The sequence below is a fragment of the Desulfobaculum sp. genome, assembly GCF_054921475.1.
Genome location: NZ_JBUDSW010000118.1, coordinates 1 through 10,886, shown reverse-complemented (window position 1 = coordinate 10,886; position 10,886 = coordinate 1). Strand labels below are relative to the sequence as shown.

General features: G+C 59.8%; 10 protein-coding genes and 1 pseudogene. All 11 read right to left on the bottom strand.

All coding sequences use genetic code 11. From position 1 onward, the window contains the following. Positions 1-218, bottom strand: a pseudogene (locus tag ACY69P_RS09215) (HAMP domain-containing sensor histidine kinase); the annotation flags it as partial. 12 nt (positions 219-230) lie between these two features. Then, positions 231-914: a response regulator gene (locus ACY69P_RS09210; protein ID WP_459897832.1), complete on the bottom strand. Its 684-nt coding sequence runs from the start codon at positions 912-914 to the stop codon at positions 231-233. A gap of 147 nt (positions 915-1,061) precedes the next feature. After that, positions 1,062-1,880 carry a phosphate ABC transporter permease PstA gene (gene pstA / locus ACY69P_RS09205; protein WP_459900072.1) on the bottom strand — a complete coding sequence of 273 codons (819 nt, stop codon included), beginning with the start codon at positions 1,878-1,880 and terminating at the stop codon, positions 1,062-1,064. 135 nt (positions 1,881-2,015) lie between these two features. Then, entirely contained in the window at positions 2,016-2,909 is an 894-nt protein-coding gene (gene pstC, locus ACY69P_RS09200; RefSeq protein ID WP_459897830.1) for a phosphate ABC transporter permease subunit PstC, read from the bottom strand. A 128-nt stretch (positions 2,910-3,037) separates the two neighbouring features. Further along, positions 3,038-3,850, bottom strand: coding sequence for a PstS family phosphate ABC transporter substrate-binding protein (locus ACY69P_RS09195; protein WP_462327248.1), 813 nt, complete (start codon positions 3,848-3,850; stop codon positions 3,038-3,040). Between the two features lie 310 nt (positions 3,851-4,160). Next, entirely contained in the window at positions 4,161-4,646 is a 486-nt protein-coding gene (locus tag ACY69P_RS09190; RefSeq protein WP_462327247.1) for an asparaginase domain-containing protein, read from the bottom strand. A gap of 18 nt (positions 4,647-4,664) precedes the next feature. Continuing rightward, the gene (locus ACY69P_RS09185) at positions 4,665-6,461 is read right to left on the bottom strand and encodes an amino acid ABC transporter permease (protein WP_462327246.1); all 1,797 of its coding nucleotides are present in this window, start codon (positions 6,459-6,461) and stop codon (positions 4,665-4,667) included. 79 nt (positions 6,462-6,540) lie between these two features. Further along, the gene (locus ACY69P_RS09180; protein ID WP_459897824.1) at positions 6,541-7,368 is read right to left on the bottom strand and encodes an ABC transporter substrate-binding protein; all 828 of its coding nucleotides are present in this window, start codon (positions 7,366-7,368) and stop codon (positions 6,541-6,543) included. An 84-nt stretch (positions 7,369-7,452) separates the two neighbouring features. Continuing rightward, entirely contained in the window at positions 7,453-8,181 is a 729-nt protein-coding gene (locus tag ACY69P_RS09175; protein ID WP_404845669.1) for an amino acid ABC transporter ATP-binding protein, read from the bottom strand. Between the two features lie 207 nt (positions 8,182-8,388). After that, positions 8,389-9,441, bottom strand: coding sequence for a threonine aldolase family protein (locus tag ACY69P_RS09170; RefSeq protein ID WP_462327245.1), 1,053 nt, complete (start codon positions 9,439-9,441; stop codon positions 8,389-8,391). 299 nt (positions 9,442-9,740) lie between these two features. Continuing rightward, positions 9,741-10,556: a response regulator gene (locus ACY69P_RS09165; RefSeq protein ID WP_462327244.1), complete on the bottom strand. Its 816-nt coding sequence runs from the start codon at positions 10,554-10,556 to the stop codon at positions 9,741-9,743. Positions 10,557-10,886: the final 330 nt, after the last annotated feature.

The following is a 10,886-nucleotide window of genomic DNA, read 5'->3' as shown; positions in this document are numbered from 1 at the left end:
CCAAGGTCGTCCAGCCAGTGGTGCAGGCTCTCCTCGCTGGGAAAGTCCCCATGGATAATGAGCAGCTGTTCGGCAAGGCGCAGCTCGCGCACTGCGCCGGTTTTGGCGTCCTCCAGCACATCCCCGCGAAAGACGTAGCGGGAGTACAGCGCCGGAATCAGCAGGGCCGCAGCAATGACGAGGATAAACGCAAGCTGGAGCCGTGTACGAAATGACATGCCCGCCACGCCCTACTCCTTAAACCTGTAGCCAACGCCGCGCACGGTTTCCACAAAGCGGGAGCAGTCCCCGAGTTTCTGCCGCAGGCGGCGCACGTGGGTATCCACGGTGCGGGCGTAGCCCTCAAATTCATAGCCCCAGACGGTGGACAGCAACTGATCACGCGTCTGCACGCGCGGGCTTGAGGAGATGAGCTCGGACAGCAACTTGAACTCCGTGGCCGTCAGGGCCACCTCGTCGCCGCCTATGCTCACCTTGTGCGCCTCAAGGTCCACCAGCAGTTCACCGCGCTCCAGCACGGTGCGCTCCGGCGCAATGCCGCCAACGCGCCGCAGCACGGCGCGAACGCGGAGCATCAGCTCGCGGAAGCTGAAGGGCTTGACCACATAGTCGTCAGCGCCCAGTTCCAGCCCCACAATGCGGTCCACTTCCTGCCCACGCGCGGTGAGCATGATGACCGGGATGGCGGAGGTGGTTTCCTCGCGCTTGAGTTCGCGGCACACCTCAAAGCCGTCCATACCCGGCAGCATCAGGTCCAGCAGGACGATGTCGGGGTGCTTTTCCCGCGCCTTCATGAGGCCGTCCTTGCCATCGCGCGCGGTGTTCACCACAAACCCTGCGGACTCGAAGTTGAACGACAACAATTGCAGGATGTCTTCGTCGTCTTCCACAATCAGAATATTTTCGTTGGCCATGTGCTCTCCAGACTGAGTACGTGCATGTGTGACGCTTGTGTTTCAACACCACCACTGTGACGTGCGTATTGTTACAGTGTTACAATCACGTTACACATTTTGCACACCCGCGCAACGCCCCGCCATTGCTCGCTTCCTGATGAACGGTTAGCGCTTGTTCTGCAAACGGGCGCGCAGCCAGATGGCGAAAATGTTCATGCCCAGCACAAGACCGATGAGCACCAGCGCCGTGCCGTACTGCAAGGGACGGGTTTTCTCGATTTCCGTACCCGCCGTTGCCAGCACGTACACATGGTACGGCAGGGCCATAACGTCGCTGAAGATGGAGTTCGGCATCTTGGGCGTATAGAACACCGAGGCCGTGAACATGATGGCCGCGGTTTCGCCCGCCGCGCGGGACAGGCCAAGAATGGCGCCCGTCAGCATGCCTGGCAGCGCCGCTGGCAGCACCACACTGCGCACGGTTTGCCACTTGGTGGCGCCAAGGCCAAGGGAGGCCTCGCGGTAGGTATCCGGCACCGTCCGCAGGGCTTCTTCCGCCGTGCCGATGATGACAGGCAGCACCAACGCGCCAAGGGTCAACACACCCGCAAGGATGCTGACGCCCATCTTCATGAAGGTCACAAAGAAGGCCAGCCCAAACAGGCCAAACACCACCGACGGCACCCCGGCGAGGTTGTTGATGCCAAGGCGGATGACGCGCACCATCTTGCGCGAGGTGGCGTACTCGTTCAGGTACACGGCCGAGGCCACACCAAGGGGAAACGCCACCAGCATCGCTCCAAAGGAGAGGATGAACGTCCCCACAATGCAGGGGAAGATGCCACCCTCGGTCATGGAGTTGCGCGGCGCTTCGGTCAAAAACTCCCACGAAATGGCGGGCAGACCGTTGTAGAGCAAAAAGGCGCAGATGATGATGAGCGCCAGCCCGTTAATGCCCGAGGCCCCGCGGAACAGACCAAACATGATCTTTTCCACAGCGCTGCGGGCGCCCTTGCCATTCATGGTCATATCCGGGGAAGTGGATTCGGCGGTACCCACGGCAGACTCCCGTCCATTCATTGTTGTTTCCGTTGTCATGAATCGATTCCTTCGTGCGGCCTACAGCGTGGCGGCGCCAACCTGCTTGTGCTTCTCCGCGATGTAATCGGCCAGCACGTTGAACAGCAGGGTAAAGAGGAAGAGCACGATGCCCGTGGCAAACAGCGCGTAGTAGTGGTCGCCCTGGAACGGGGCCTCGGCCATTTCTGCCGCGATGGATGCCGGCATGGGCCGCACCGGGTCGAAAATGGATTCCGGAATAAGCCCAGCGCCGCCCGCTACCATCAGCACGACCATGGTCTCGCCAATGGCGCGCGACATGCCAAGGATGACGCCCGTGGAGATGCCGGACAGGCTGGCAGGGAGCACAACCTTAAAGATGGTCTCCCAGTGGGTGGCCCCCAGAGCGAGCGAGGCTTCCTTCAGCTCATTGGGCACGCCGTAGATGGCGTCCTCGGAGATGGAGCAGATGGTGGGCACACTCATAAACGCCAGCATCACCGCCGCGTTAAAGAGGTTCAGCCCCGTGGCCACGTCCAGCCAGTTCTGCAAAAACGGCGCAAACACCACCATGCCGAAGAAGCCGATGACAACAGACGGCAACGCGGCCAGCAGTTCCACCATGGGTTTGACGATGCTGCGCACCCGGTGCGAGGCAATCTCGGCCAGATAGATGGCCGTCATCACCCCAAGGGGAATGGCGATGGCAGAGGACGCCACCGTGACCAGAATGGAGCCAACCAGCAGCGGGAAAATGCCAAAGTCCGGCGGATCCGCCGTGGGGTACCACTCCGTGCCAAAAAGAAATTTTTTGATGGGGTACACATCGAATATGGGCAGTCCTTCCTTGAACAGGAAGAACATAATCAGCGCGAGCACAAAGATGGATGTAAACGCCGTGGTGAAGAACCCGGCACGGATAACCCGCTCTTTGATTTGTCGACTCAGTGCCATTGGAATCCTCTCTCAAGTATGGCCGGTCTGTCCGGCCATGTTCGCAAGCTGGCCCCCTTCCCGCTCCGTGGAGCGTGAAGGGGGCGCCCTGTGCGCAGGTCCGGGTGCGGCCTGCGCTCGTCATGTCTTTAGTACAGAGGAACGTAGCCGGCGTCCTTGACGTGCTTCTGACCCTGACGGGGGTTCACGAGGTACATCACGAACTTGGCGGTCTCACCCTTGGGCCAGCCCTTGGTGAAGATGTAGAGGTAGCGGGAGATGGGGTATTCGCCGCTGGAGGCGGTTTCGGGGTTGCCCTCAATGCCGTCCACGGTCACAGCTTTGGTGGAGCTATCCAGGTAGCCGTAGCCGATGTAGCCGATGGCGTACTTGTTCTTGGACACGGCCTGCACCACGGCGCCGTTGGAGGCCTGCAGCAGAGCGCCGGCGTACACGCGCTCCTTATTCATGATTTTGCCTTCCCAGGTCTCGTAGGTACCGGAGGAGGTATCGCGGGAGATAACAACAATCTTGCGGTCCGGGCCGCCGACGTCCTTCCAGTTTTTCACTTCACCCTTATAGATGGCCTTGAGCTGGGCGCGGGTGAGGTTGCTCACGGGGTTGGAGGGATGCACAACGGGAACCAGCGCGTCGATGCCAACGGCAAAGGGAACGGGGTAGACGCCCTTTTCCATGGCCAGCTTCACTTCCTTGCTCTTCATGAAGCGGGACGCCATGGCCACATCGGTGGTGCCGTCGATGATGGCCTTGATGCCGTTGCCGGAGCCGCCGCCGGAGACCGATATGGACATACCGGGATTGGCTTTCTGGTAGGCCTCAACAGCGCGTTGCATAATGGGGAGCACAGTCGTGGAGCCTTTGACGCTCAGGCTGGCCGCAAAGGAGCTGGACACCATGGTCAGCACCAGCGCCGCCGTCAGCAGGAGATGTTTGATCCGCATACCTTTCCTCCAAATGGATTTTTCTTGTATGTGACGATTCAGATAACCACCGTCGTCGCATCCTCTATCTAGAGACGCACTGTGACGAGTATGTGACGGGATATGGGAGAGTTCGTGACATGTTGCGGCGATGGAGGTCGGCGCGGTGCGGCAGGTGCCCCCAAGGGGGCGAAAGCACGGGAGCTGTTGTATGACGGCGGCTCATGACATATCTTGCGAACAGATAACGCCCCATCGAGAGCACAGACAAAGGCCCGCCGCATATGCGGCGGGCCTTGTGGCGCGTCATATTCTCCGGATGTGGCCGGAATTACCTCAGGGGTTCAAACTCCCCTTTCTGGCGGTTCTTGCGCACGTTATCCCACTGGAACACCTTGCCATTCATGGTGATGTAGCTGCCGCGCGGCAGCACCTGCACCGCCGTAAAGGCGCAGCCCAGATTAAACAGGGCATCGGAATTCACAAAGGAATACGGCACCATAGCCCCCACGAAGACAACAGTCTTGTCCGTGATGGCCTGCCCCACCACCGCAGCGGTTTCGGGCATGGTATCCGTACCATGGGTGACGATGACCTTGTCCTCCGGGCACCGCCGGATGCTCTCCAGAATGCTTTGCCTGTCGGCATCCACCATATGCAGGCTGTCCTTGAGCATAACCGTTTCAATGGTGACCTCGGCCGTGCACTTGGCCTGCGTCAGGATGTCGGCGATATGCGTCTTGGTAAAGACCAACTCACCGTCCAGCTGGTTGTATTCCTTGTCCAGCGTACCGCCGGTGACGAGAATGCGAATCATGCCAGTGCCTCCTGATGGTTACATCTGCAGCCGGGTCCGTTCCGGCGACAGCCTGCGTTCAAGCCTGTTGGCGTACACACTCATGGTGTAACAGCAGACGAAGTACAGGAAGGCCACAGTCGTGTAAATCTCAAAGGAATACACCATCAAACGGTTATCCAGCCCCTGCGCCACAAAGGTCAGCTCCAGCACGCCAATGACGTACGCCAGCGAGGTGTCCTTGAAGATGGCGATAAACTGCCCAACGATGGCGGGAATCATCTGCTTGAGGGCCTGCGGCAGAATGATCTTGCGCATGGTCTGCCAGTAGGTCAGGCCCGTGGACAGGGCGGCTTCCTTCTGGCCGGGGGGCAGGTTTTCAATGCCGGAGCGGATGATTTCCGCAAGGTAGGCGCCCGTGAACACCGTCAGCGCCAGCGTTGCGCTCCAGAACACATCCAGAAACGCCCCGGTCAAAATGGGGATGAAGAAGTAAATCCAGAAGATGACCATGATGAGCGGGTTGCCGCGGATGACCTCAATGTACACAAGACACGGCACGCGCAGCAGCGCATTCTTGGACGTCCGGCCAAGGGCGACCACAATGCCGATGAAGAAACTCACGCTGATGGCGATAACGGCCATAAGCACGGAGTACGACAGGCCGCCAAGCCCCCAGAAGAGCTCGTTATGGTTGCCATTGGGGAAGCGCCACACCAAAAGCTGCGGCAGGCTGTTCCAGATGACGTCCCAGTTGTAATGGTACAGCGCCATGGCGATGGCGTAGCCCAGCCCAAGCAGGCCCAGAATAAACAGCGTCTTGGCCGAGAGCACCAGCCCCCGCCACAGCTGACGGCCCCACACACAGGCCACGGCCTTCCAGCCGGTGCGGACCACCACTCCGGCGCGGGTCGCACGCTGCCTGCGGCGCATCTCGCGGCGCACGGGACGCGTGCACACACGCATCGCCCCGGCGGCGGGGTCCACCACCATGCCAAGCACCCGTTCGCCCAAGGGACGGCGCTGGCCCGGCGCAATGCGCAGGCGCTGGTTCACCGCATTCAGCACGGACGAAATCACAAGAGACAGGGAACGATAGATGACGCTGGCCGCCGTGGACGCCTCGAACCCCTTAAAGGTGAGGGATTCCACGTTCTGCATGGACCACACCACCTCGGACACACCAACAACCATGGCAAGAGAGGAGTTCTTCATATTGTTGAGGAACTCACTGCCAAGGGGCGGGATGATGGCGCGGAACGCCACGGGCAGAATGATTTTTCGCAGCACCTGCGTGTAGTTCAGGCCGCTGGAGTAGGCGGCCTCCAAGAGGCCCTTGGGGATGGACTGGAGTCCGGCGCGGATGACCTCGGCCATAAAGGCCGCCGTGTAGATGGACAGGCCAATGGTGGCGCTCCAGAACTCAAAATTGCGCTCGAATATCCATTCCCGCGCGGCTTCGGGCAGGGCCATGGGCATGGCGAAATACCAAAAGAACAGCTGCACCAAAAGCGGCGTATTGCGGAAAAACTCCACACACGCGGTGGAGAAATAATAGGCAGGTTTAAACGACGAGACGCGCATAAGGCCGAATATCGTCCCAAGGGCAAGGGCGATACACGAGCTGATGATGGTAATCTCTATCGTGACCGTCAGGCCATGGAGCAGCATAAGCCCCATGTGCTGGCCGTAGGTCTCGTTGGTAACGAATAAAACGCTCCAGTCGAACGTATAGCCAAAGTCGAAAACAAAGCCCCAGTAATACACCATGCCCAGCACGATGAGCAGCAGGACAAGGTATTGCACCCAGGTTTTTTCCATCCAGTATCTGATCATGACATCCAGTCGTTTGGGAGGGGCATGAGCCCGGACCGCGCCGGGCTCATGCTGTTGGCTGCGTTATAAGCGCACGGTGCTAGGGCCACATTTCGATCTGTTCGGTCATGGGGAAGGAGTACGGCGTGTCGGGACCGTACCACTTGTTGTAGATGTCCATGTAGGTGCCGTCCTTCCACATGTCCTGCAGCGCAAAGTTCACAGCGTCGCGCAGCTTGGACTCATCCTCGGGCAGGCCGATGCCGTAAGGCTCGTCGGAGAAGAAATCGCCGACCAGCTCATACTTGCCCGGCTCCTTGGCGGCGTAGCCAAGCAGGATGGTGGAGTCGGTGGTGAAGCCCTGCACGCGGCCCATCTTCAGGGCGTTGAAGGCCGCGGCGTAGTCCTGGAAGGAAATGACGTTTTTCTGGTAGTTGGGGTCGCCCAGCTTCTTGAGCAGCGCCTTGATGTTCAGCTCGGACGTGGTGCCCTGCGTGGTGGCAATCTTTTTGCCCACAAGGTCGTTCCAGCCCGCGTACTTCCCATCCTTGCACAGGATTTTCTGCCCATCGAAGAAGTAGGTGATGGAAAAGTCGATGGACTTATCGCGCTCGCGCTTGTGGGTCATGTTCGCAACGGAAATGTCAATGCGCCCCTGCTGCAGGAACGCGATGCGGGTCTTGTCCGTTACGGCCACGCGCTCAAGGGTGCAGCCAAGGCGCTTTGCCACTTCCTCGGCGATGTCCACGTCAAAGCCCACCCACTCGTTGTTCTCATCATAGAACGCGCCGGGGATGGAGTTGGTCATGATGCCAGCGCGCAGCACCTTGTCCTTTTGAATGGTGTCCCAGACAGGCCCGGCAAAGGCCGCCTGCGCCATAAGAGCCACAGTCAGGCACGCCAGAGCGGCGCATTTCCACAGTTTCATCCCTTCCTCCATGCGAATAGAGTGATGTGAATCCGAATCCAAAGAGCCAATACATAACAAAAAACCTGAGCCCAGCCCCACGGGCTAGTGACTCAGGATTTTGCTCAGGAAGTCCTTCGCCCGGTCGCTTTGCGGGTTGGAGAAGAACTCGCTCGGGGCATTCTCTTCAATGAGTATTCCCTCATCCATGAAGATGATGCGGTCCGCCACTTCGCGGGCAAAGCCCATTTCGTGGGTGACGCAGACCATGGTCATGCCCTCGCGGGCCAGGGTCTTCATCACGTCCAGAACCTCGTTGATCATCTCGGGGTCCAGCGCGGATGTGGGTTCATCGAAGAGCATGATCTTGGGCTGCATGGCGAGGCCGCGCGCAATTGCCACGCGCTGCTGCTGGCCGCCCGAGAGCTGGCAGGGATACTGCCCGGCCTTGTCCGGTATATTGACCTTGGCGAGGTATTCCATGCCAAGGTCCTCGGCCTCGCGGCGTTCCAGCCCGCGGACCATCACCGGCGCGAGGGTCACGTTCTCCAGCACCGTCATATGCGGATACAGATTGAACTGCTGGAAAACAAAGCCCACTTCGGCGCGGAGCATTGTCAGATTGGTCTTGGGGTCGTTGACGTTGTGGCCGTCAACAAGGATTTCCCCTTCCTGGATAGGTTCAAGCCGATTGATGCAGCGGATGAGCGTGCTCTTTCCCGAGCCGCTCGGTCCGCAGACCACGACGACTTCACCCTCTTTGATATGCAGGTCGATGTTCTGCAGAACATTGAAATCCCCATACCACTTGTTGACCCGGCGGAAACGAATCAAGAACGGCCTCCCTTCTCTCTTAAGCGGCTCTGTCGTGCTCGGCCCGTATACGCCAATGGCGGTGTGGAACCGGGGCGCGCCGTCCTTTGCAGGACGGACGGCCCGCCGCGCGGCGCCGTGTGCGCGGCAGCGTCTTGTCTAACGCGGGCTGCGCACACGGGCGGATGTGTTGCTTGTTCCGCCCCGTGCGCCGTCCGCGCCGTGTCTCTACATTGCTGTCTGGGGCTGGATTTGGAGCGCCTCGCGCATCCCAGCCACAAAGGCCCGGACGTCTTCAGGCGTGGTGTCGTAGGAGCACATCCAGCGCACTTCGGCCGTGGCATCATCCCATACATGGAAGTAGGACACGGCCTGCAGGGCGGGTATCGCCTCGCGCGGGACCCGGGCAAAGACCGCGTTGGTCTCCACCGGACGGGACACCTCAACACCGGGCAGGGACGCAGCCTGACTCGCCAGCAACTGGGCCATGGCGTTGGAATGGCGCGCATTCTCCAGCCACAGGCCATCGCTCAGCAGGGCGTCGTACTGCGCGGCGATAAAGCGCATCTTGCTGTGGAGCTGTCCGCACTGCTTGCGCACATAGGGGAACTCCCCGGCAAGCTCGGGGCGAAACACCACCACAGCCTCACCAAACATGAGGCCGTTTTTGGTGCCGCCAAAGGACAACACGTCCACCCCTGCCTGCGACGTCAGCGCGGCAAGGGGCACCTCCAGCGCGGCCGCCGCATTGGCAAGGCGCGCGCCGTCCATGTGCACAAGAAAGCCATGGTCGTGGGCAAAGTCCACAATGTCCCGGATTTCATCCGGCGTGTACAGGGTGCCAAGCTCCGTGGCCTGCGTGATGGACACCACGCGGGGCTGGGAACAGTGCTGAAAGCCAAGGGCGTGCAGGTGGGGCTTCATGGACGCTGGCGAGAGCTTGCCGTTCACCGTCTGGCACGACAGCAGCTTGGAGCCCATGAATGCCTCGGGCGCGCCGCCCTCATCCACATTGATGTGGGCGCAATCCGCGCACAGAACGCCCTGAAACGAGCGCCGCATGGCGGACAGGGCCGACACATTGGCCCCGGTGCCGTTGTACACAAAAAACACCTGCGCATCGTCACCGAAGACCTGTGCGAAGCGCCCGCGCGCCGCCCGGGTATAATCGTCGTCGCCATAGGCGACGCAATGCCCGGTGTTGGCGCGGCTCAGGGCGTCCATCACCTTGGGGTGCACGCCCGAGTTGTTATCGCTTGCAAAGGTTTTGTCTGAAACCATCTGGATCTATCCTTACAGAAATCGAGAGTGTTGCGATGAATTACCGCGAAATCATTACCCCGAAATGACACTATCGTAAAGTGCAACATTTCCTCGCACACTGCGGGAACATTTTTTGACGCCAATGGCAAAAACTGGTCGCTCAATCAGCCGACACCAGCCTTGGCATATTATCGCAGGTGCAACGGTATTGCCCGTTTCACGGGCACTTTGGGGGATATCACGGTGGGCATTTTCCAAAAGAAAAGCGGCGGTCCCCGCTGTGGGAACCGCCGCCATACTGTCGTATGGGTAACGATTTATTCGCCGTTGAGCTCTCTTTTACATTCGTGGAGTTCCTTCACGAGGTCCACCATTTCCATGGTTTGGTTCACACGCCACGAAAATTCTTCGGCGGAAAAAGGCTTGGCCAGAAAATCATTGGCCCCCAGCTTCAAAAACTTCGCCGTCATTGCCGAGCCGCCCGCGCCGGAGATGCCAACAATGGCAAGGCGGTCCTTCTTGTAGGTTTTGCGGACCTCGCTGCACAGCTGAAAGCCGTCCATCACCGGCAGTTCCCAGTCCGTGACCACGAGGCTGACCTCGGGGTGCTCGCCCAGCATGGCCAGCGCCTCCTGCCCGTTTTCGGCCTCCAGAACCTGAAAGTTCTGAATCTCCAACAGGGTCCGGACAAGATTGCGCGCCGCGCGGGAGTCGTCCACCACCACGGCCTTGAGAAACTGGTTCTTGAACAGCCGGGAGATGGCATCAACAACGCTATCCAGCACCACCATGCTCTCTTTGAGCACATAGTCGGCCACGTTGCGTTCCAGGAGGGAGTCGCGCACATCGTCATGGAAGGTGGCCGTCAGCACAATGCTGGGGATGCCGTAGGACATGGTGAGGTCCACGGCTTCGCCATCGGGCGCATCGGGCAGGTTCAGGTCCACCACGGCCACGAAGATTTCCTCGCGCATTTCTTCCACCACAGAGCGGGCCTCTTCAAGCGTCCCGGCCCATACGGTGGAAAAATTGCTCAGCCCTTCTATGTGCCGCGAAACAATTTTCGCCTGCACTGCGCTGTCTTCGATGACCAGCACCCGCATTGCGGGTGACGTTTCATTCTCAAGAGCCATAGTTCCCTCTCATCCGGCAACTGGGCGCAACGGTCGCAGCCGGGAAATAGGTAAGGTCTTCCTGTCAGTCTATGCCAGATTTCCGCTGACAAGAAAAGCAAAGAGCACTTTCTGACGCTTTGCCGCCGCATGGCGCATGCCATGCGGCGGCCGCAAAAATATCCGGCATGCGGGCATTTTCCGCTGCCGTATGAAGCACTTGCCGCCAGCCGGTCGTGCTGGCGACCACGCACATGCCCCGCCTAGGGGCCGACCTGCGCCAATTCCTTGCGGTAGGCCTCCACACCCTTCACGATGCCGTCGGCCACCCGGTTCAGGTAATCCTTACTC

Coding starts and splice junctions, on each gene's coding strand:
- ACY69P_RS09170 (WP_462327245.1), bottom strand. CDS start 9,441: ATGGTTTCAGACAAAACCTTTGCAAGCGATAACAACTCGGGCGTGCAC.
- ACY69P_RS09190 (WP_462327247.1), bottom strand. CDS start 4,646: ATGATTCGCATTCTCGTCACCGGCGGTACGCTGGACAAGGAATACAAC.
- ACY69P_RS09165 (WP_462327244.1), bottom strand. CDS start 10,556: ATGGCTCTTGAGAATGAAACGTCACCCGCAATGCGGGTGCTGGTCATC.
- ACY69P_RS09180 (WP_459897824.1), bottom strand. CDS start 7,368: ATGAAACTGTGGAAATGCGCCGCTCTGGCGTGCCTGACTGTGGCTCTT.
- pstC (WP_459897830.1), bottom strand. CDS start 2,909: ATGGCACTGAGTCGACAAATCAAAGAGCGGGTTATCCGTGCCGGGTTC.
- pstA (WP_459900072.1), bottom strand. CDS start 1,880: ATGTTTGGTCTGTTCCGCGGGGCCTCGGGCATTAACGGGCTGGCGCTC.
- ACY69P_RS09195 (WP_462327248.1), bottom strand. CDS start 3,850: ATGCGGATCAAACATCTCCTGCTGACGGCGGCGCTGGTGCTGACCATG.
- ACY69P_RS09210 (WP_459897832.1), bottom strand. CDS start 914: ATGGCCAACGAAAATATTCTGATTGTGGAAGACGACGAAGACATCCTG.
- ACY69P_RS09185 (WP_462327246.1), bottom strand. CDS start 6,461: ATGATCAGATACTGGATGGAAAAAACCTGGGTGCAATACCTTGTCCTG.